Source organism: Microcoleus sp. S1D4 (assembly GCF_036700765.1).
GTDB lineage: Bacteria > Cyanobacteriota > Cyanobacteriia > Cyanobacteriales > Microcoleaceae > Microcoleus.
The window spans coordinates 1-22,020 of the sequence record NZ_JAUBPP010000004.1 but is presented as its reverse complement, the minus strand read 5'-3'; the positions used below and the strand labels follow the sequence as shown (position 1 = coordinate 22,020).

The window sequence follows — 22,020 nt, the reverse complement described above, 5'->3', positions numbered from 1 at the left end:
AAGTTGTTTGCTCCAAAAGCCTGCACTTGGTTGTAGCTTTGAGGGATCGCGAGTTTATTTTTTGGCCGCAACTTCAGTTGGCTTTTTAGATATGCTCGATCGATCGTTTTTTTTACAACATCGATACCAATTTGGGTTCGTGAATTAAAGCTGAACTTGAGTGAGGAACACTGCCAGCTTCAAAATTAACTTGCAGGCTGGTGCGATCGAGCGCGGGCAATGTAGATTTGACGCTATGTAAGGGGGCTGCTACGCAATCTGACTGCTTTAGCGCCTTCGGCTACCGTATCCGGTCTGCTGAATGGCGGTATTTTGTCACGGGCGAAGCATTCCAAATGCTACTCATAGTTTAATGGTAAACGCAACAACAGGATAGCTACAGCAATTAAAGCCGCCAAAAATTTCGATTCGATCGATCTTGGAGAAAGCGGGTTTTCGCTACCAACGGGCGATCGGGCGGGCGATCGTCAGTCGGTAGCAAAAAGCACAACAGCTTCTAACAGAGGAGTCCGATAGCGTCCGGTGGATTAATCGCAATAAATCAGGTTCGTAGTGCGGACTTGCATACGCACGCGCGAACCTGCTCGATCGAGAAACCAGGTTTTTAGCATCACCAGCATTGACTGCAAAATTCACGCAGCAGAAGGCATCGACTGGGCAAATACCACCGATTGATAGTAGCGCCGCAGTTGTGCGGTGGCAGCGCCCCAACCCCAGCGTTCAGCTTCAGAGCGAGCGTTTTGGCGCAGAGTTTCCCGTTCTTCGGGATTCGCAAACAGGCGCTTTGTAGCAGCCAGAGCTCCTGCTTCATCATCCGGGTCAAATAAATAGCCGTTAACCCCATCGGTGACGATATCGGGAATTCCGCCGCTGCGCGCCGCCACTACGGGCGTTCCTGCAGCCATAGCTTCTAGGAGCACCAAGCCTAGGGTTTCGGTGCGGGAGGGAAAAATGAAGGCATCGGCAGATGCGTAAGCAGAAGCTAGTTCTTGCCCCTTGAGGTAGCCGACAAAATTAGTGGGGGTGTCAGCAAAATATTGTTCGAGGGTTTGTCGGTGCGGCCCGTCTCCCACGAGGGCGAGGCGGGCACCGGGAATCGCGGCGAGGACTGGTTTAATCGACTCGATTTCTTTTTCGGCACCGAGGCGGCCGACGTAGAGTAGTAAGGGGCTGTCTGGGTTATTTTCAGACAAGCGCGATCGCATTTCTGGACTTGCCAATTCGGGGACAAACATTTCAGTATCAACGCCCCGCTGCCACAAGTCTACCCGATCGATCCCGTGATTTCTGAGTTCCTCCACCATTGCTGTAGAAGTGCACAGATTTAATTCAGCTTGATTGTGAGCACCTTTAAGCAATTCCCACAGCAAAGGTTCGAGCATTCCAAAACCGTAGTGGTGTAAATATTTAGGTAAATGCGTGTGGTAAGAAGCCAAAATCGGAATATTAAACTTTTTGCCGTAATATATGCCGCCCAACCCCAAAATAGCGGGATTGACAACATGAATAATATCCGGTTTAAACTGCTCTAATTCGCGACCGACAGCCGGAGAAGGAAGTGCCATTTTCAACTCCGGGTACATCGGCAAAGGCAAACCCTCCACACCGTAAACCCTAGCGCCTTTGTATTCTGTAATCCCGTAATCTGGAGAAAAAATCAGAACTTGTTCGCCCGATCGCTGCAAATGATCTACAGTGTGAATCAGGCGCGTGACAATGCCGTCTATTTTCGGCCAAAATGTTTCAGTGAACAGAGCAATTTTCATAAAAATAAGTCAATTAGAGAACCGATAATCCTAGCCTTTGGCAAACATCGGGGTCAGTAACAGGATACACTGTCTCGCGGGGAGTAAGTAATTCCGAGCGATCGGCTTTTGTATTGTAGTGATGCTGTTGCTGCACGAATTCGGAAATATCCTGAATATTCACAATCCAATCTCGCGCGTAATTAGCTAAAACACTGCCGCGCAAACCCAGTTGAATTGCCCGCCGTTCTAGTTTTGCTCCACTTGGATGATGATCCGGATCCCATTGCAGCCGTACAGTAGAACTTTTAACAGCTTGTTGCCCTTCTTTTTCGCTTCCGTACAATGCTGAAACGAACTTAGAACCAACGGCAGATGCTAAAATTTCATCAAAAGCCGATCGCTTCAGCCAAACAGCCAGAATTACTTCTTGTCCGGGTTTTGTTCCCCATCCCGATCGATACATCATCCATAAAAAGTTCGGCTTAATCCAACTCATGCGGTTCAGACTGAATTCACCGCCAAAATAACCGTGTTTTGCAGCAAAAAGACCGATCGCCGGACGGTAAGCTTGGTAAACTACAACAGTATTATCGTCAAATTGCGCCAGAATGTGACGACCTGTTTTCGGCAATTTACTCGCTTGATTTAAATAGGATTCTGTTAGCAGCTTCATCACCAGTAATTACGAGATATAATTATTTTTAAATTAACCGCAGAGGACACAGAGGACACAGAGCAACAGAGCCAAAGATAGAGGGAAATCCATTCATAACTTGTAAACCCTTCTCTTCCCTTCTTTTCTCTTCCTTAGCGCCCTTTGCGCCTTCGCGGTTCGTTAAAACAACTCTCTCCCCCAACTAGAAACCCAAACTTACCTGTGCCAAGAAACCTTCGGCAAAATCTGGTTTTTATCGACGCGGTGCTGATATTTTGTAGCAAAATTCAACAGAGAATCGAGCAGCGAATCTGAGAGGTAGTGCGGTTGCAAGCCGAGCTCTAGCAAACTGGTGTTTTTGGCATTGAAATAATGTTCTTCTTTCTCGACTCTGGGATTTTCGATGTTGTTGATTTCTACTTTTAATCCCATTGCCGTGCCTGCTTTTTGCACCAACAAGGCTAAGTCGCCGACGCTGAATTGTTCGGTGAATTGATTGAAAACGCGGAATTCTCCGGCGGCGGCGGGGTTGGCGATTGCTAATTCCACGCAGCGCACTGTATCCCGAATGTCTAGGAAGGTGCGGGTTTGTCCGCCGGTGCCGTAAACTGTCAGGGGATGACCGATCGCAGCTTGGATGCAAAATCTGTTCAATGCCGTACCGAATACTCCGTCGTAGTCCAAACGGTTGATTAACAGTTCGTCCATGCCGGTTTCTTCTGTGAGCACGCCGTAGACTACGCCCTGATTTAAGTCGGTGGCTCTTAAACCCCAGATTTTGCAAGCAAAATGGATGTTGTGGGAGTCGTGGACTTTTGACAGGTGGTAGAAACTGCCCGGTTGTTTGGGATAGGGTAGTGTATCTTTGCGGCCGTTGTGCTCGATCGTAATGTAGCCTTCTTCAATGTCAATATTCGGGGTGCCGTATTCGCCCATTGTCCCGAGTTTCACTAGGTGACAGTCGGGGAAGTCTTCGCGGATGGCGTACAGCAGGTTGAGTGTCCCGACGACGTTATTGACTTGGGTGAGGACTGCGTGTTCGCGATCGATCATCGAGAAAGGTGCCGAACGCTGTTCGCCAAAATGGACGATCGCCTCTGGTGCAAATTTTCTCATGCTTTTGCTGAGAAAATCGTAGTTGGTGATGTCACCGACGAACAAGTCGATCGACTTACCCGTTAAATCTTGCCATCGCTGGAGTCGTTGCTGAATCGGCGCGATAGGAGTGAGGGTGTCGCTGCACAGTTCCAGATCCCAGTGCCGCCGCACGAAGCTGTCGAGGATGCCAACTTCGTGACCTTTTTGAGAAAGGTAGAGTGCGGTTGCCCAACCGCAATAGCCATCGCCACCAATAACCAGGACTTTCATTAAAATAATGGGTAGAAACCCCGTCCTTCTAGGACGGCTTTACATCAATTTAAATCCCCTCGCGGGGTGGAAGGGTATGGTTGCCCCTCCGATGAGGTATGGTTGCCTCAAACTCCCATTTCTGGGGTAAAGTTAGCTTCGCCAAGGTTTGGCGTGCTTTTTAGACTTGCAGCACTGTTTCTGTTACCTGGAAACTGTTTAACTGCAAATGACAGAGCGGAAAACTAGCTACGCATTCAAGGAGTGTCGTGACTCAAAAAACTCAGTCAGTTAAGACTTAGGCTGGTCAAGACGGCTTTTGAGATTTCTCTTCCAAGCCTCACGCCTGATAGCTGAGGTTCCTGACAAATCAACGGTGAATCTTGCTTGCCAATACTGGGTTAATGTACCAGGTAATGGTGCATTGTGAACCTTTAATCGAGCGCGATCGGCCAAAACATACTCTGTTTTTCGGCATTAAACCTGAATTTCGTCGGCGAAACTGGCGCGCCTGGTGAATTCAAAGGGGCCCGCCAGAGCTCCCCAGACGTGGGCGTCGGTTTCTGGGTCGCGCCCGCGATCGTGACTGATAAACTTGTCTTGGTCGATTTCGAATTCGCTGTCTAGATAGGTGTTTTTGCCGTTTCTGACCACAGCGCACCCTTTTCCGGGTTCGACAACGCCCTTGAAGCTGCTGCCCGTCCAGTGGGTCAGAAAGGTGCAGCCAGGGAGCAGTTTGAGTTGTGCTGTTTTGATTTCTTGCAGCCGTTGGGGTTCGCGGGATGCGCCGTAGAATTGTGCTTCATTTTCGATCGCATAATTTTCGATGTCAATGCGATCGTCCGCCGGGACTAATTTTAACACTCGCACTCGGTACGGAGAGTTGATCTCGATGTCGTAGGCTTGTTCTAGATAAAGACTTACTCCGTCCAATATCTCCACGGGTAATGGTCTCATACAGACGCGGATGTGCGCGAAAAAAGGCGGATTTTCAAAGGCTTGGGCTTGATTGCTGAAGTCGGCCGCCATCCAGCGGGCGAGGGTGACTATATCGGTGGAATGAGACATATCTATTTTAGATTTGGGATTTTAGATTTTGGATTGGGGGGAGTAGAAGTTATTTTAGATTAAAGCGAGAGCGATCGATTAGCGATTTTAAATTTTAGATACTTCGGCTTGCTGCGGCTAGGTTCAACACAAGTCGCTATCGTACAAGTTTTAGATTTTGGATTGGGGTAGTAGAAGTTATTTTAGATTAAAGCGAGAGCGATAGATTAACGATTTTAAAAACTTCAGCTTGCTTCGGCTTCCTTCGACTTCGCAGGCTCACAAGTCGCTCACTAAAAGGCGTGAATGTAGAAGTTGAATATTTTAGATTGAGGGAAATATAAGTTATTTGAGATTAAAGCGAGAGCAATCAATTGATAATTTTGCTCTCCCACTTATTGACAAATTTAAGTCTATGGATTTTCTGTTTTTTCAGGAAATCTTAATCAATCAGTAAATCAATGAAACACAAGACTTGAGTTGTATAAGTTTAGATCTAAAATTGAACGGCAGGTTTCCCGCGTACAGACACAGATGGACGCAGATAATTTAAGAATTATTTGAAAGCGATTGAGTACAAATCGAGTCTAAAATATAATAAAACTTACCCACGGCTGTCATCACCTGTATGTTTTTTCCGAAATACTTTTGGGGATCATCTGTAGTTTTACATTTGTAGTGCTGTGTTGCGATCGAGTCTTGGATCGCTGTGCTGTGCGAGATAGCACTCAAAAAAAAATGCTTTGCGATAGAAATGAGATGCTCCCTACTCTCGTTAAAGGCTACTTCAACGACAAAAATCCGGTTTTTTAGGTATTGATGCGTAAGTCATATACAATATCGAGATCCACTCATTTTTTTTTCCAGTCTGCTTGCGATGCTTTGATTGCCAATGTTACACATAGAACTATTCGGTTCGCTAATTTTGCTAATTTAACCAAGCTTCGCAGATGTTTTCTCATTAACATAGCTCCGCTCTCATTAACAGCTCTGTGGCAGATAAATATCAATTGCATTTATAGCAATCATCAAAAAAAGTGAATTGTAATGGCGACACACATCGATTATCAATTACCAAATAAACCAATATTTTTTTCTTTAAAAAGAACTAGCATAGGCTTTTGTGTAAGGAAGATTTAAATTGATGAACGTAGATTTTTTATTTTTAATTTCATTGTTATTGATTGCGTTGGGAGCAGGATTTATGCTCTTGTCAATCATCAAAACTCAAAAAATCTTAGATTTACTAAAAGAACACAGTGGCTACCTAGCTTGGAAGATACTGCGGTTTTTGATGGTGTTTTTTCTACTGGGATATTGTCTAGCTTTATTCTTACTTATTAATCAACAGTGGCAATTCCTTCCTATTTTGATTGGCTTAGTATTTTGCCTGGGTTCACTATTTGTTCTGCTTAATGTTAATATCTATCATTACACGTTCCAGCAATTATTAGCAACACGAGTTACTCAAGAGGTTTACCGTCGCGCTCAAATCGCAACAGAGACTACCTTAATTGAGCTAAAAAAAACTCAAGCAAAGCTGATTCACAGCGAGAAAATGTCCAGTCTCGGACAAATAGTGGCAGGTATAGCCCACGAAATTAACAATCCCATTGGTTTTATTCACGGCAACCTTAGACATATCGAGGAATATACTCAAGTAATACTGCATCTGATACAGCTTTATCATAAATACTTACCACACCCTCCTACTGAAATTAAAACTGAACTAGAGGTGGTGGATTTTGATTTTGTGAAAAAAGATATTACCAAAATATTACAGTCTATGAATGTCGGCACTACCCGAATCAAAAATATTGTATTGTCGTTACGTAACTTTTCTCGTTTAGATCAAGCTGAGTTTAAAAAAGTCGATATTCACGAAGGAATTGATAGCAGTCTGCTAATTTTAAGTCATCGCTTGAATGCTACTTCTACCCGCCCGCAAATTTCAATCGTCAAAAAGTATGAAGCGCTGCCAAAAATTGAGTGCTGTGCGGGACAATTGAACCAAGCATTTATGAATATTATCGCTAACGCTATTGATGCAATTGATGAAAGAAGCGATGGAGAAAATACTAATCAACTTGAAACAAAGGTAGGTAAGATTACTATTCGGACATCTGTAGTCGATGAATTTATTCAAATTGCGATCGCCGATAATGGATGTGGCATACCAAAATCGATTCAAGGGCAAATATTCAATCCATTTTTCACTACCAAGGAAATCGGTAAAGGTACAGGAATGGGACTATCTATTAGCTATCACATTATTTGCGAAAAACATCACGGCCAGCTAAATTGTTACTCAATTCCCGGAAAATTAACGGAGTTTACAATTTTGATTCCAATCAAAATGTGAGGGTTGGTATGCCGTAATATAGCTTTTTTCAAAAAGGTGAGGAGTTGAAATTATAGATGTTTAGGTTTCGCTGAGTACGAGTTATAGATTCTTTGACTTTGTTCGCGAAGCCGAAAAATTTAAAAGTTGTACAGCGAAGCCGAAGCATCTATAATCTTTTTGAGAAAGGTTATATCTTAAACCTCTTGTCGAATTGCGCGATCGACTGAAGTATTGGCGGGCTAAATCTAGAGGAAAAGTTCAAGATTTTTTGCACGAATACTTCGTCCGATCGCACATTTTACCAGAAATTTAATGTTCTGGTTTTTACATCGAAGTTAGTAAATTAGATGAGTTTGACAGCGCGCAGACCAAACATGAGCACTGTGGCCAAGCCGACCATGCCGCCGAAAATCCCAAAATAAGCTATTGCTCCGGTAAGACTCATTGCAATTTCTCCCAAACAATCAATAAGAAGACATACACTAAGAACTATAATCTATAATCTAATATCTAAAATCAATAAATATGCACTCAGTGATAAAAGTTGACTTGGGGCCGCAATCTTACAATGTTTGCGTGCGATCGGGCGGTTTAGACGAACTCGGCAGTCGGATGGGCGAGATAAATTTGGGTAAAAAAGTGCTGCTGGTCTCGAATCAGTCGATTTTTCGGCACTACGGGGAAAGAGCAACAGCGGCCCTCGAATCTGCAGGTCTGGAAGTTAGTAGCTGCATCTTACCACCGGGAGAACAGTACAAAACTTTAAATTCGGTACAGAAAATTTACGGTGCGGCTTTGGAAAACCGCTTAGAACGTTCCTCGACAATGGTCGCTTTGGGCGGCGGGGTTGTGGGCGATATGACGGGTTTTGCGGCGGCGACTTGGCTGCGGGGAATTAATGTCGTGCAGGTTCCGACTTCGCTGCTGGCGATGGTTGATGCTTCTATTGGCGGGAAAACGGGGGTAAATCATCCTTTGGGGAAGAATTTAATCGGGGCTTTTCACCAGCCGCGTTTGGTTTTGATTGACCCGGATGTGCTCAAAACTCTGCCGGCGCGGGAGTTTCGTTCGGCGATGGCGGAAGTGATTAAGTACGGGGTGATTTGGGATGCGGAACTTTTCGCGAAGTTGGAGAATTGCAAGCGTTTGGATCAAATGCGCTATGTGAAGGCGGATTTGTTGGCGGAAATTTTGAGCAGGTCTTGTCAAGCTAAGGCTGATGTGGTAAGCAAGGACGAGAAGGAATCTGGTTTGCGGGCGATTTTGAATTACGGTCACACGATCGGTCATGCTGTGGAAAGTTTGACGAATTACAAGGTCATCAATCACGGGGAAGGTGTGGCAATTGGTATGGCTGCGTCTAGCCGGTTGGCTGTGGAGTTGGGTATGTGGGACGCTGAGTGCGATCGCCGCCAGTCTGCTTTGATTGAAAAAGCGGGTTTACCTGCCAAGTTGCCTGCTGGTGTGGATGTTGAGGAGATTTTGAATACTTTGCAACTGGATAAGAAGGTGCAGGATGGTAAGGTGCGGTTTGTGCTGCCGGTGCGTTTGGGCGAGGCTGCTGTGAGCGATCGGGTGGACGGAGATGTAATTTTACAAGTTTTGAGGGAAATGCTTTAAGAAGTCATTAGTCAGTAGTCATTAGTCATTAGTCATTAGTTAGTAGTTAGTAGTTAGTCGTTAGTCGTTAGTAGTTAGGGCGGGCTGAATAAGTAGTCCTGCAAAATTAATTACACAATATTTCACGTGAAAGCCTTACCTAGCAAGGAGTTTTTATGTAATTAATTTTGTGTAGTTACTTAAGTCGGAGAAACCTCAAGATCGATCGCACATTCAATCAGCCGACGAGCATAATTAAGATTGGTTCGACAGTTTTGAATCCAAGTTTTCAGAGTCACAAAACTTACATTCAGAACTGTCGAACCGGGTTAATTCCAGGTAGATCGGACAAGGTACGGTTTTAGGAACCGCTCGACTGCGAATTCATTTCTTCCAAAATTCGATCGACTTTAGTAGCCGCTTGAGTTCTGCCCTGCTTGATAAATAACTCCTTAGCTTTTTTGAGACTGGCTACTGCTTCGGCTTGCTTTTCCTTGTCTCCTTGCTGGTACAAACCGACTCCTAAATTGTTTAAAGCATCGGGATATCGATCGTTAATTTTAACTGCTTGTCTCCACTGCAAAATTGCCTCTGGCAACTGCCCTTGACTTGCCATCGCCACGCCTAAATCGTTGTAAGCTTTGGCGTGCTGCGGGTTGACTTCAACTGCTTTTTGGAATTGGACGATCGCATCGCTCATTTTACCTTGCCCGGAAAGCAGATTTCCCAGCTTATAATAAGTATCAGCTTGTTTCGGATAGCGAGCGATTATTTGTCGGTACAAAACTTCGGCATTGACCAGATTTCCTTGACCGTAGAGGTCGTTGGCAGTTCTCAAACCCACCGTGTAGCCTTTACCTACAACTTGGCACTTTTTCTCGGAATTGCCTTCCTGCTTGCAAATCCTGAGTTCGTCTCCCTTCATTTCGTAGGATATAACTTCGCGCACGGCAGGCCCCCGGCGCGGTGGCTGCGAGTTCTGCGACTGCAAGTTTTGCGAGAGTTGCAGGGCGATTGGTTCAGCTTGTACCGGTTGGGCTACTGCAATGTGGCAGATTCCTGCACCCGCCAAAATGCTTGGGGCGATCCACTTTAAAGGTTTGAACAAGCGAAACTCTCGATCGTTTTTCATTTTGGTGGAAATGTGTTTTTGATATCCTGCGGTCAAATCGGGTACGTTAAGTCCGGCACATTAAGTCGGAGGCAATACGAGTAACTGTTAGAACTTATTAACAGTCGTGATATTTTAGCACTGTGCGGCTGATTTTGAGTTAAATTAGATTATATTTCCGATCGATTCTCAGTCAACCTTAGCAGGAAAGTAGAAATGGGGCCGTCTATTCTCACCATGCTCGTTACGCTCATCCTCGGCTACACTCTTAACTCAAGCGTCAAAATAATCAGCGGCGGGGATCAAGCTTTAGTCGAACGTTTGGGTCAATACAAGCGAACCCTCCAGCCCGGATTCCACTTTATCAGTCCTTTGGTCGAAAAAGTAGTCTGCGTGGACACAACCCGCGAACGAGTTTTAGATATTAAACCTCAGTCAGCAATCACGGGAGATAATGTGGCCCTTGAAGTCGATGCCGTTGTGTATTGGCGGGTTGTAAATTTGCAGAAAGCTTATTATGGAATCGATCAAATTGAAAATGCGATCGCCAACTTAGTTTTAACGACGTTTCGCGCCGAAATTGGTCGATTACCCATGCAAGACATCTTGGGTTCCCGAGATGACATGAATAAAAAGTTACTCAAGAAGTTGGACGAAGCTACCGAAACTTGGGGCGTTAAAGTAATTCGCGTAGAAATTCAAAGCATTACACCTCCAAAAAGGGTGCAAGAAGCTATGGAATTGGAGCGGGCTACCAAGAGCGAATGGCAAGCAATGGTCAATAAGGCGATCGGCACTAAAGAGTATATGAGACTTTTAGTTGAAGCTTTAGACTCCCATCCCAATAGCAAGCAAGTTTTGAATTACTTAGTAACCGAAAAATACTTAGACGCTCAACAAAAATTAGGCGAAAGCGACAACGCCAAAATTTTGTTTATGGATCCGAGAAACATGACAGAAGCTCTCAACGAATTGATGGGTTCTATGCCGGATATCGAGCCGCACGCTAACGGGGGAGAACTCAAACTAATCGACCAATCAACCGCTCAAGATTGATTTCTGAAGATAGCGTCGGCCACCAGACAAACATCGTGCATTTCTCTGACATCGTGAACTCGCAAGATATCTGCCAAATTTGCGATCGCACCTGTACAAGCCGCCGCTGTCCCCCAAATTCTTTGTTTAGCTTCCGGCTGCTGCAAAATCTGACCGATGAAGCTTTTGCGAGATACTCCCACTAAAATGGGACAGTCCAAAAAACTAAATTTTGGCAACTGTTGCAGAATTTCCAAGCTTTGACTGTAAGTCTTAGCAAACCCAATACCGGGATCGATAATTATCTGAGATTTGTCAATTCCCGCAGCAACTGCTGCCGCAATTCGGCTCTCTAAAAATCCCCCAATTTCCCCAATTAAATCCCGATAGTCAGTTAGTTTTTGCATCGTCTGGGGAGTTCCCCGAATGTGCATCAAAATTATCGGCACTTTCAACTGAGCAACGGTTGACAGCATTTGGGAGTCAAAAGTTGCTCCCGAAATATCGTTGACAATATCAGCTCCGGCCTCAACAGCAGCCCGAGCAACCAGCGCTCTGGTAGTATCTACCGAAATCGGAACTGACCCAAAAACATCGGTTTTTTGTCGCAGTATTTGTACGAGAGGTATCACGCGATCGAGTTCCTCTGAAGAGGATATTTCTGCTGCACCGGGCCGCGTAGATTGACCGCCAATATCAATAATATCTACGCCAGATTTTACCATATTTTCAGCTTGCGCTAAAGCAGATTCTATGGTATAGAAATCGCCACCATCGCTAAAACTGTCAGGGGTAATATTCAAAACACCCATTAAATAAGTGCGTTTTCCCCACTCGAAAGCTTTATTTCTAATAATAATTTGGGCTGAGTTAGGTGTCATGGCGAGTGAGATGTTAGATTCGAGATTTTAGGTTGGATATCCTGTCCGGTAGATTAGCATAACAAAAACGTTTGGTAGTGCGGACTCGCATTCCGCAGCCTGAAAGCGGACTCGCATTCCGCACTACGAACCATTTTTTAAAATGAGGTTTTTATAAAGTCTGATATGTCCAAGATTCTTCAACCAAAACTCAACCAGCTAAAAACATTATCAACGGTCAATTCTAACTCAATTCCATTAATAATTGGCAACCGATCTGTACCTCGGTACAATTCTACTTTTTGTCCGGGAAATACAGCTAAAATACTTTCTTCCTCTGGAGCTAGCAACCAACCCAACTCAGTACCCTGTCGCGAAGAGTGCAGCAATTTACCAAGAACTTTTGTTTGGCTTTGGTTTGGGGATAAAATTTCGATCGACCAATCTGGATTAATTTCAAAGATGTTGGCAATTCTACCCGAAGGCAAAAAAGGAATTCTTTCCCATCGGAATACTGCTATATCTGGTACGATCGCCATACCGCCAAAAGTGCAGCGCAATTCGGGAAAAGCCTTAGCAATTTTGCGAGTTTGCGCTACTCGATCGATAGTCTCGCAGAGTGCGCCTCGAAGTATGCTATGTTCGCCTTGAGGCATGGGTTTTTGAAGGATTTCTCCGTCAATAAATTCTGAGGCTGGTTCAGTTTCAGGAAGTTTGAGGAACTCCTCTAAAGCGGGTTTGGCTTGCACGATCGCATTCATGGAACAATTCTCTCGATCGGAGAAATACTCAAAGGCACATGACAATTATAGGCGATCGCTCGAACGTCGTATTATTGATCGTCCTCAAATAAGTCCAGCCGTTGACATCAAGGGAATTGAAAGAAGCTGGTAGCCCAAAAGGTGGTTAGTTGCCCCATCATCAACTGGGTACTGGAAGATTTTGGGGTAACTCGCAAAGATTGTCATTTCTCAACATCAAAACGCCTCGTACAACCACCAATTAGCAATTACCAATTAGCACATACTAATTATTTATAATTGACAATTCGAGCAAAGCTCGCAGCTTCCAAACTCGCACCGCCTACCAAAACTCCGTCAATCTCAGGCATCGCCATAACTTCATCAATATTCTCACCTTTAACAGAGCCGCCGTACTGAATCGGCACGTCAGGATTAGTCAATTTAGAGCGAATCAAACCAATAACTCGGTTAGCTTCCTTGGTTTCGCAAGTATCGCCAGTGCCGATCGCCCAAATCGGTTCGTAAGCTATTACTAAGTTATTTTGGTCAACACCAACCAAATCCTCAGCCAACTGAGAGAAAATATGAGCTTCTGTTTCCCCTAAATCCCGCTGCTGCTTCGTCTCTCCCACGCAGAGAATTGGAATTAAGCCGTATTTCTGAGCAGCTTTCAGCCGCAAATTCACCGTTTTGTCAGTTTCCCCAAAATATTGACGGCGCTCGCTGTGGCCGACGATGACGTAGCGAACCCCAATTTCTGCCAACATTAGCCCGGAAATTTCGCCAGTAAAAGCTCCCGACTCTTCCCAGTGAACATTCTGAGCACCGAGTCTGATGCGGCTACCGTGAAGGTTTTTCGAGAGGGCGCTCAAATCTGTAAAAGGAACGCAAAGCACGACTTCCCGTTCCTCTGGGGTTTCCGTCAAGCAGGACATGAATCCTTGAAGAAACTCTAGGGATTCTGCCCTAGTTTTGTACATTTTCCAGTTGCCAGCTATAACAATTTTACGCACTACTTTTTTAAATCCTTGTCCTTACAACGCAATATATAGTCTAAAGCTTTAGGGTACATTTCGATCCCTTATTGCCCAAACTCGATGCGAGCTTGCTCAACTAAGTCAACTGTGACTACATCGGTTTCGGCGGTGCGGGCCAATTGCTCGATGCGGACGCGGGCTTGTCCCCGGACAAAATAGGGAATATTTTTCAGCTTAGCCTTGGCTTGGGGCGTCCATTTTAAATCGTCTGAGAATTCGGAATCTGGCATGGCGTATGGGTCGATCGATTGCAAGCGCTCAGTTTGCTATTTTGAAAACAGCCTGTATGACTGAATTTACCATGTTCAGGCGCGGGCGATCGAACTGGGCTTGACTCGGCGGTTAAAACCGAGACTCTACATCAACAAAGCTAATCGTAGTCAGGGGGCCCGAATCCTTGAGTAGGCGACGAAAATATTCAGCCCCCTGACGCACCCTACAATAACTGCCCAAAAGAAATAGCCGCCACAAAGACGATGATTGGGGAGTGAGCGGTATGTGCTTGTTAAGCAAGACAACAAATCGATGGAGCCACCGAGAGGTTATCTTTGAGAATCAGAAGTTTCTGCTGCGGCTCGTCTCAACCGTTAGACAGCCAGATTCCCTGTTAAACTATAAGAAAGACTGTCTCAGTTGAGACCTCCTTAATAATGTCTGAGAAAAGTTTGTTATATGAAATTACTCACTGCCCTCATGCACGGAAATGTCTCGAATATCCTTCTACAGAAAATCCCTGCCGTGACATAGTTAATTCTCAAAAATCGCTCGATTTAGACAAGTTTCAATTACCTGAACCTTGGAGTGGGCAGATCGAGGAAGCGCCTATTCTTTTTTTGAGTTCAAATCCATCAATTGGTTCTGATGAAGTCTACCCCACTTGGTGTTGGTCAGATAACGATATAAACAATTACTTTAATTATCGTTTTGGAGGAGGGCAAAAGGATTGGATTATCAATGGTAAACAATCCTTGATGAAGGATGGGACATATAGTCGTGCTGTTAAGTTTTGGGCAGCAGTCCGTAAACGTGCGATTGAATTATTGCAACGGGATGTTAATCCAGGAATTGATTATGCTCTCACCGAAATAGTACATTGCAAATCTCATTCTGAAATTGGCGTAGAACAAGCTCAGGATCAATGCGTAAAAGCCTATTTATTGAGGACTTTAGAACTATCAAGAGCAAAAGTCATTGTGGTTCTAGGAGCTCCGGCGCGCCAAGCGATCCAAAGTCAATTCAATATTTCCTCAACAGCTTCGATATCCGAGTCCATTAAAATCGGGGACTATGAAAGATTTTTTGCTTTTCTTCCACATCCAAATGCGCGCAGGTATCGCTCTTTTCTTAGGTGTTTACAAGATGATGAACTTGAAAGTCTACGTGCTTCTTTGCGATAGCATCAAATCATAGGGAGAGACACGGGCAGTCGCACAAGCCCATCTACACCAAGCGTCGCAAGTCTATCGGTGAAGTAATGCTGTAGAAAACAGCGATCGCTAAACCTATTGATATTACTCGTTAAGCAATCTTTGCCACAATACCCTCACTTCTTCCTGATCCAACTCAATCCCCAATGAATATAGAACAAGTAGATGCACCCTGATGACAACCTTCGGCTTTAAGCTGAAGGTTTTTTATTATATCACCAACTCTTCAAAGTGATTCAAACATTGCTGAAAAATCTGGTAACGCCGCACACTCTTCCTCAAATGCTTCCGCATCCCCCACATCTTCAACCTCGTATTGCATAATGCGGCCAGGGGACTGTTAGCTAACCGTAGGGTGCGTCAGGGGGCCCGAATCCTTGAGTAGGCGACGAAAACATTCAGCCCCCTGACGCACCCTACAATAACTCGGGGAGGACAACACTAATGACTGATGACTAATGACTAATGACTGATGACTGATGACTAATGACTGTTGACTGTTGACTGTTGACTGCTGACTGTTGACTGTTGACTGTTGACTGTTGACTGTTTTTAGTGGTCAGTGGTTATTTGTTAATTATTAGTTGTTCGTTCTAATTACCAATAACAACTAACCAATAACAACTAACCAATAACAACTAACCAATAACAACTAACCAATAACAACTAACAACTAATGACTAACAACTAATGACTAACAACTAATGACTATTGACTATTGACTATTGACTATTGACTAATCGGAATCTCGATTACAAACTCAGTACCTTTGCCCAATTGAGAACTACACTTAAAAACACCGCCGTGTTTCTCTACCACAATTTGGTAACTAATTGACAGTCCCAATCCAGTACCTTTTCCCACCGACTTAGTGGTGAAAAAAGGGTCAAATATGCGTTGTATCATAGATTCCGAAATTCCCGGGCCGTTGTCAGAAATCAGAATCACCGCACTAGGAACATTGCCATTAAGTTGACCCACAGCACTAGAGATTTTAATTTGAGGAGTCACAGATTTACCAGAAAGCAACTTTTCCGACTCCAAAGCATCGATCGCATTTCCGATGACATTCATAAACACCTGATTTAACTGTCCCGCATAACACTCAACCAGAGGCAAAATGCCGTACTCTTTAACTAGCACAATATGTGCACTGTCGGGATTAGACTTCAACCTGTGCTGCAAAATTAACAGCGTGCTGTCAATGCCTTCGTGAATATCAACCGCCTTCATTTGACTTTCGTCCAGCCGAGAGAAATTTCTCAAAGACAGAACAATTTGACGGATGCGATCTGCTCCCACCTTCATCGACAATAGCAATTTAGGCAAATCTTCCAGCAGAAATTCCAAGTCAATTTCTTCGGTCAATTCAGCAATTTCAGAACTAGAATCTGGATATTGCTGCTGGTAAAGTTCCAGCAAAGTCAGCAAATTTTCAGTATAATCACTGGCGTGATTGAGATTTCCGTAAATAAAATTAACGGGATTGTTAATTTCGTGAGCAATGCCTGCCACCAGTTGCCCCAAACCCGACATTTTTTCAGTCTGAATCAATTGAGCTTGAGTTTGCTGTAAATCCTTTAAATTTTGAGCAATTTGTGCGGATTGTAGTCTCGTTTGATCCAGCAAATCGGCTTGTTGGATAGCTACACCTAACTGATTGCCAACTTGAGCTAAAAATTTAACTTCTGAACTTTCCCAGTAGCGCGGCCCAGAATGTTGATAAGCTGCCAGCAAGCCCCAAAGTTCCTGTCCCAAAAAAATTGGGGCGATCGCATAAGCCTTCACCTGAAATTGCTCTAAAATACCGACGACACATTCCGAGTGACAAGCTTGATAGATATCGTCAACGGCTAGAGTTTGATTATTGCGATACCTGCCGCCTCGGTGTTGCTGCAAATAAGTATCTTCCCAAACTGTATTGATATCTTCCCCTACCAATTTTTTCCAGCCATCCTTGACAAACTCAGCAACATATTCGCCGCCCCAATCAGGATTAAAGTGATAGACAGCCATTCTATCGACTTGCATAAACTGACAAAGTTCTTGGGTTGCCGTCTGAAAAATCAGGTTCATATCGAGAGATTCTCGAATCTTTGTCACAACTTCAAACAGTATCCGCTGTTGCTCAGATGTCCTCTGGAGGTCGATCGTTTGCTGCCGCGTTTGAGCGAGCAAATCTGCTTGTTCTAATGCAACGCTCAACTGAGCTCCAACTTGCGTCACAAATTGGATTTCCGAAGTATTCCAATTGCGCGGGCTGTCGCATTGGTGCACGCACAGCAAACCCCAAAGTGCGCTGCCATTCATCATTGGCATAATTATTTGCGCCTTAATTTGAAATTGAGCTAAAAGAGCAGTGTGGCAGTCTGAGAGTCCCGCAGTTTCGATGTCTGGCAGCACTTGAATTTGTCCCTGACTGTATTTTTCTGCATACTTTTCGCTAAAGAAACGATCGTAAACTTTCACATTGATTGCTGAATCAAAAGCTGGCAAAACAGCTTCGGCAATAAATTCGCCTTCATTGAAATTTAAATCAGGGTCGAAGCGATAAATTCCAACTCTATCTGCAGTTAAAATCCGCCGCAGTTCTGTCGTTGTCGTGCAAAAAATTTTATCTAAATCGAGGGATTGTCGAATCTTAGTAACCACCTCAAATAGTATCCGCTCCTGCTCGGCTGCCCGCTGCAAATCAACTGCTTGCTGCTGAGTTTGAGCGAGCAAATCTGCTTGTTCTAGGGCGATGCTGAGCTGAGCGGAAATTTGGGTGACAAACTGAATTTCCGAAGATTCCCAGTTGCGGGGAGCCGAACACTGGTGTACGCACAGCAACCCCCAAAGGTCGTTGCCTTTCATTACTGGTGCAACTAAAGTAGCTTTCACCTGAAATTGAGCTAATATTTGCCGAAAACAATCTGGGAGTCCGACCTGTGTGATGTCGGGTAGTGCGTGAACTCGCCCCCGAGAGTAGAGCAGGGCGTATCTTTCTCCAAAGCAATGATCGTGTACTTTGACTGCCATTGCTGACAGAAAATCTGGCAAAACATCTTCGGCAACAAATTCGCCATCCTTAAATTCCGATGCAGGATCGAAGCGGTAAACCCCAACGCGATCGGCATTTAAAGCCCGCCGCACTTCCTGGGACATCGTGTTAAAAATCCTGTTCAAGTCTAGGGATTCCCGCATTTTTGCCACAACTTCAAACAGCACTCGCTGCTGTTGGGTCAACTGGTGCAGTTGATCCGTGCGCTCTTGAACTTGATTTTCTAAATTAACATTAAGTTCATCTATTTGTTGGTGAAGCTGTGAGTGGTTAATCGCCTGAGAAAAACTTCTGCCAAAAGTTTTTACTAATTCAAGTTCTTCAGCATTCCATTTGCGAACTTGGGCGGTTTTTGACTCTTTCCATATTTCAAAAGATATCCGAGATTGGGCGAGCCGCCCGTCGGCATCCAACTGTCCGGCCCAGAGAGTTTCGGTGTCAAATTGTTCTCGAAAAATGCTCAAGTAACCGAATATTTGCTGGCTGGTTCTGAGCGGTACGATTAAAATGCTACGAATTTTGGTCGATCGAAATGCAGGTTGCAGGCTTCTCAAAGTGCTAATTTTGTACAAGTCGGGAATTGCCCAAACTTGTTGCTCGCCGGATTTAAAATATTCGTGCCAGACGCTGTATTGCTCTACCTGCTGGTATTTTGCCGAAATTTGCATCCTCGGCCCGGAGCCACAAGTGTAGACTTTGAGTGTGGGAGTGGAATTGTTCGAGTCGGGCTCTAAACTGGTGATTTTGCTGTCGAAAATGCACAGCCTGCCGCCGGCTCCGGCTAGTGCAGCTACACATTCTGCCAAAGCTGCTTGCAGTTCCATCGCGGGGTGTGAGTGCAGGGCTGCGGTGACGCGGTTGACGGCAGCTTCCCGCTGAGCTTTGGCTTGGGCGAGGGCGAGGAGGGTTGATTGGGCTATGGCTACGCCGAGCTGATCTGCCACCATCTGAACGCCTTGCAGTTCCTCTTCTGCGATACTCCGGGATTCGGAGTGGTGAGATACCAACAACCCCCAGAATTCTGCGCCGTGAAAAATTGGTACTGCCAAGGAAGCTTTGACGCCGAGTGCGCTCAAGTATTCGGCGTGGCAGGGGTCGATCGCCCGAAAGCGCACTCCGTCGGGCAGCAGTTGACCGGAAACCGCGTCGCGGCGGGGACTTTGGCCGAGCAGCCCGGAATCGATATCGGCGATCGATCGCACTTGTAGTTGCGCGAACAGTTGGCGGGCGTGAGAGGGAATATCGTCTGCGGGAAAATGCAGCCCCAATAGCGATGGCAAGCGGTTGTCATTGATTGATTCGGCAATCACTTCACCGCTGCCGTCGCTATGAAATTTGTAGATTTTAACTCTGTCTGTTCCCAAGAAGGATTGAACTTCTGCTGCTGTGGCACCGAGAATTTCTGGCAGTTCTAGAGAGTGGCGAATGCGGTTGGCAATGCGATCGAGTAAATTTGCTCGATCGTAACTTACCTGGACATTTTCGATTTTTAATGAGTCCATTATTAATTTTTTGCTTTCCCAGCAATAAGAGTAAGCGGCTCAAAAGTTTTGTGCGTGTTTAAAAAATTGTCAAGCACAGTTATTTAATCAAAAATATGAATATCCTGAGAACAATCGTCGATTTGTTTTGTACCGCTAGCGAGCTGCCTTCAAACAGCAACTTCTGATGACTTTTTTCAATTTTGTGCGATTAAAACTTTTGTACCTTAATTAAATATAAACTTTGTAGACCCGGCCTTGCAAGCTCTTTACCCGAAAGCATGAAAAATGTCAAGTGTCAAGACTTGCAGAATTATTGATAAAACGGTCGATCGACCGTAACGCCAATTTTTATGCGATGTAGCGTCCTGACAGTTAGGACGTTCTTGATGGCCCAAAGCCATGCAGTCTATTGGTTCTTTCTGGTTCCATCCATCCATCCGTTACATCCCGTACATTGCTCGTTGCCGAATTTCCTTCTGCTATATTTACTCAAAAAAAAGCTCCTGCTTAACCGCAGGAGCTTTTTTTTGACTAGACCATCAAATCAGCGTAAGCTCGATCGATTAGTCCAAGTTAGGCATAGACATCACAGCTTCATTTTCGCGATCGATACCTCTCTCAAAACCAGCAACAGCAGCGCGAGCGCGACCCGCGTGCCACAAGTGGCCGACCAAGAAGAAGAAACCCATCACAAAGTGGAAACAGGACAACCAAGAACGAGGAGACGTGAAGTTAAACGAGTTAACTTCAGTTGCCACGCCACCCACAGAGTTCAAAGAACCCAAAGGAGCGTGAGTCATGTATTCAGCAGCGCGGCGAGCTTGCCAAGGCTGAATATCGTTTTTGATTTTGTTCAAGTCCAAACCGTTAGTACCGCGCAGGGGTTCCAACCAAGGGCCTTGGAAATCCCAGAAACGCATCGTTTCACCGCCGAAAATGATTTCGCCAGTAGGAGAGCGCATCAGGTACTTACCCAGACCGGTAGGGCCTTGTGCAGAGCCGACGTTAGCACCCAAGCGTTGGTCGCGGATCAGGAAGGTCAAAGCTTGTGCTTGAGAAGCTTCCGGGCCCGTCGGGCCGTAAAATTCGCTAGGGTAAGCAGTGTTGTTGAACCAGACAAAGCAGGCGGCGATGAAACCCATCAGGGACAAAGCGCCCAAGCTGTAAGACAGGTAAGCTTCACCAGACCAGATTAAGGCACGGCGAGCCCAGCCGAAAGGCTTGGTCAAAATGTGCCAAACACCTCCACCGATACAAATCAAGCCGAGCCAGATGTGACCGCCGATGATGTCTTCCATGTTGTTGACGCTGACAATCCAGCCTTCGCCACCAAAAGGAGAACGAGTCAAATAGCCAAAAATCACGGCAGGATTCAGAGTGGGGTTCGTGATAATACGCACGTCGCCGCCGCCCGGAGCCCAAGTGTCGTAGACACCGCCGAAGAACATGGCTTTAGCAACCAGCAGCAAGCAGCCGCCACCCAATAAAATCAGGTGATAACCGATGATGTTGGTCATCTGGTTTTTGTCTTTCCAGTCGTAGCCGAAGAATGAAGAATATTCTTCGAGAACTTCCGGGCCGCGAACGGCGTGATAAATGCCGCCCAAACCGAGAACAGCAGATGAAATCAAGTGAAGAACGCCGACTACGAAGAACGGGAAGATATCAATGACTTCACCGCCGGGGCCGACGCCCCAACCCAAAGTAGCGACGTGGGGCATCAAAATTAACCCCTGTTCGTACATGGGCTTTTCTGGGATAAAGTGAGCGACTTCAAACAAAGTCATTGCTCCGGCCCAGAACACGATCAAACCAGCGTGAGCGACGTGTGCGCCCAAGAGTTTGCCGGAGAGATTGATTAAACGAGCGTTGCCAGACCACCAAGCGAACCCAGAGGATTCTTGGTCGCGACCGCTTACATAGGAATTAGAGAGCGTTACCACGCGGTAGAACCTCCAACGATGTTAGTTTTGGGATTTTGGGTTTTTTGTGCCTCGGGCGATCGCGGTGAACCCGCGATCGCCCGAGGCACAGGTATTTGGATTTCCAATTAGAATTTAAAAAACTTAAATTAATCTGAAATCCAAATCCTGATTTTTTTAAAGTGCGTTACCGCGAGGAAGAACTTCTTCTGGGAACATGAAGTTTTCGTGAGGTTGGTCGATCGGAGCCATCCAAGCACGAATACCTTCATTAAGCAGAATGTTCTTAGTGTAGAACGTTTCAAACTCAGGATCTTCAGCCGCGCGCAATTCTTGAGAAACGAAGTCATAGGCGCGCAGGTTTAATGCTAAACCAACGATGCCAATGGAGCTCATCCACAAGCCTGTGACAGGTACGAACAGCATGAAGAAGTGCAACCAACGCTTGTTGGAGAAGGCAATTCCGAAGATTTGGCTCCAGAAGCGGTTAGCTGTCACCATCGAGTAGGTTTCTTCTGACTGAGTTGGGTTGAAGGCGCGGAAGGTGTTTGCACCTTCGCCATCTTCAAACAAGGTGTTTTCTACAGTTGCACCGTGGATAGCGCACAGCAGCGCGCC

Annotated in this window: 17 protein-coding genes and 1 pseudogene; 4 read left to right on the top strand and 14 right to left on the bottom strand. The window is 45.4% G+C overall.

Annotated elements, in window-relative coordinates; translation table 11 throughout:
- Positions 1 to 632: 632 nt before the first annotated feature.
- The 4 genes from QT998_RS05690 to QT998_RS05675 all read right to left on the bottom strand — a co-directional run bounded on the left by QT998_RS05690 (position 633) and on the right by QT998_RS05675 (position 4,818).
- Positions 633 to 1,766, bottom strand: coding sequence for a glycosyltransferase (locus tag QT998_RS05690; RefSeq protein ID WP_333117804.1), 1,134 nt, complete (start codon positions 1,764 to 1,766; stop codon positions 633 to 635).
- A gap of 13 nt (positions 1,767 to 1,779) precedes the next feature.
- On the bottom strand, positions 1,780 to 2,421 hold the full coding sequence (locus tag QT998_RS05685) for a DUF4291 domain-containing protein (protein ID WP_333117802.1): 642 nt from the start codon (positions 2,419 to 2,421) through the stop codon (positions 1,780 to 1,782).
- Between the two features lie 198 nt (positions 2,422 to 2,619).
- Positions 2,620 to 3,771, bottom strand: coding sequence for an NAD-dependent epimerase/dehydratase family protein (locus tag QT998_RS05680; protein ID WP_333089210.1), 1,152 nt, complete (start codon positions 3,769 to 3,771; stop codon positions 2,620 to 2,622).
- A 456-nt stretch (positions 3,772 to 4,227) separates the two neighbouring features.
- A complete protein-coding gene (locus tag QT998_RS05675; RefSeq protein ID WP_194010190.1) occupies positions 4,228 to 4,818 on the bottom strand; it encodes a chromophore lyase CpcT/CpeT in 591 nt (196 codons plus the stop codon).
- A gap of 1,123 nt (positions 4,819 to 5,941) precedes the next feature.
- On the opposite strand from QT998_RS05675, the gene QT998_RS05670 reads away from it, so the two are divergent.
- Positions 5,942 to 7,159, top strand: a complete 1,218-nt coding sequence (locus QT998_RS05670) for a sensor histidine kinase (protein WP_333089212.1) — start codon at positions 5,942 to 5,944, stop codon at positions 7,157 to 7,159.
- A 325-nt stretch (positions 7,160 to 7,484) separates the two neighbouring features.
- Here the strand turns inward: QT998_RS05670 and petL are convergent, their stop codons facing one another.
- Complete coding sequence (gene petL / locus QT998_RS05665; RefSeq protein ID WP_194010188.1) at positions 7,485 to 7,586, bottom strand: cytochrome b6-f complex subunit PetL; 102 nt, start codon at positions 7,584 to 7,586, stop codon at positions 7,485 to 7,487.
- Between the two features lie 80 nt (positions 7,587 to 7,666).
- Between petL and aroB the strand changes: the two genes are divergently transcribed.
- Positions 7,667 to 8,761: a 3-dehydroquinate synthase gene (gene aroB, locus QT998_RS05660; protein ID WP_333117800.1), complete on the top strand. Its 1,095-nt coding sequence runs from the start codon at positions 7,667 to 7,669 to the stop codon at positions 8,759 to 8,761.
- Between the two features lie 340 nt (positions 8,762 to 9,101).
- Here the strand turns inward: aroB and QT998_RS05655 are convergent, their stop codons facing one another.
- On the bottom strand, positions 9,102 to 9,908 hold the full coding sequence (locus QT998_RS05655) for a tetratricopeptide repeat protein (protein ID WP_333217949.1): 807 nt from the start codon (positions 9,906 to 9,908) through the stop codon (positions 9,102 to 9,104).
- 159 nt (positions 9,909 to 10,067) lie between these two features.
- On the opposite strand from QT998_RS05655, the gene QT998_RS05650 reads away from it, so the two are divergent.
- Complete coding sequence (locus tag QT998_RS05650; protein ID WP_194068148.1) at positions 10,068 to 10,907, top strand: SPFH domain-containing protein; 840 nt, start codon at positions 10,068 to 10,070, stop codon at positions 10,905 to 10,907.
- Here QT998_RS05650 and folP read toward each other — a convergent pair.
- The 4 genes from folP to QT998_RS05630 form a co-directional block, all read right to left on the bottom strand.
- Positions 10,898 to 11,767 carry a dihydropteroate synthase gene (gene folP / locus QT998_RS05645; protein ID WP_194068147.1) on the bottom strand — a complete coding sequence of 290 codons (870 nt, stop codon included), beginning with the start codon at positions 11,765 to 11,767 and terminating at the stop codon, positions 10,898 to 10,900. The genes QT998_RS05650 and folP overlap by 10 nt on opposite strands.
- 179 nt (positions 11,768 to 11,946) lie before the next feature.
- Positions 11,947 to 12,507 carry a Uma2 family endonuclease gene (locus tag QT998_RS05640; RefSeq protein ID WP_194068169.1) on the bottom strand — a complete coding sequence of 187 codons (561 nt, stop codon included), beginning with the start codon at positions 12,505 to 12,507 and terminating at the stop codon, positions 11,947 to 11,949.
- Positions 12,508 to 12,776: 269 nt separating this feature from the next.
- Positions 12,777 to 13,502, bottom strand: coding sequence for a triose-phosphate isomerase (gene tpiA / locus QT998_RS05635; RefSeq protein ID WP_194010184.1), 726 nt, complete (start codon positions 13,500 to 13,502; stop codon positions 12,777 to 12,779).
- A gap of 68 nt (positions 13,503 to 13,570) precedes the next feature.
- The gene (locus QT998_RS05630; protein WP_194010183.1) at positions 13,571 to 13,756 is read right to left on the bottom strand and encodes a PCP reductase family protein; all 186 of its coding nucleotides are present in this window, start codon (positions 13,754 to 13,756) and stop codon (positions 13,571 to 13,573) included.
- Between the two features lie 420 nt (positions 13,757 to 14,176).
- Here QT998_RS05630 and QT998_RS05625 point away from each other — a divergent pair, with 420 nt between their 5' ends.
- Positions 14,177 to 14,923, top strand: a complete 747-nt coding sequence (locus QT998_RS05625) for a uracil-DNA glycosylase family protein (protein ID WP_333117797.1) — start codon at positions 14,177 to 14,179, stop codon at positions 14,921 to 14,923.
- A 759-nt stretch (positions 14,924 to 15,682) separates the two neighbouring features.
- On the opposite strand, the gene QT998_RS05620 is transcribed toward QT998_RS05625, so the two are convergent.
- From QT998_RS05620 to QT998_RS05605, 4 genes and pseudogenes are all read right to left on the bottom strand, one after another.
- Positions 15,683 to 19,498: a GAF domain-containing protein gene (locus QT998_RS05620; protein WP_333117795.1), complete on the bottom strand. Its 3,816-nt coding sequence runs from the start codon at positions 19,496 to 19,498 to the stop codon at positions 15,683 to 15,685.
- 248 nt (positions 19,499 to 19,746) lie between these two features.
- The gene (locus QT998_RS05615) at positions 19,747 to 19,917 is read right to left on the bottom strand and encodes a hypothetical protein (protein ID WP_333117794.1); all 171 of its coding nucleotides are present in this window, start codon (positions 19,915 to 19,917) and stop codon (positions 19,747 to 19,749) included.
- Positions 19,918 to 20,043: 126 nt separating this feature from the next.
- Positions 20,044 to 21,423, bottom strand: a complete 1,380-nt coding sequence (psbC, locus tag QT998_RS05610) for a photosystem II reaction center protein CP43 (protein WP_333117793.1) — start codon at positions 21,421 to 21,423, stop codon at positions 20,044 to 20,046.
- 156 nt (positions 21,424 to 21,579) lie between these two features.
- A pseudogene (locus QT998_RS05605) lies at positions 21,580 to 22,020 on the bottom strand (photosystem II D2 protein (photosystem q(a) protein)); the annotation flags it as partial.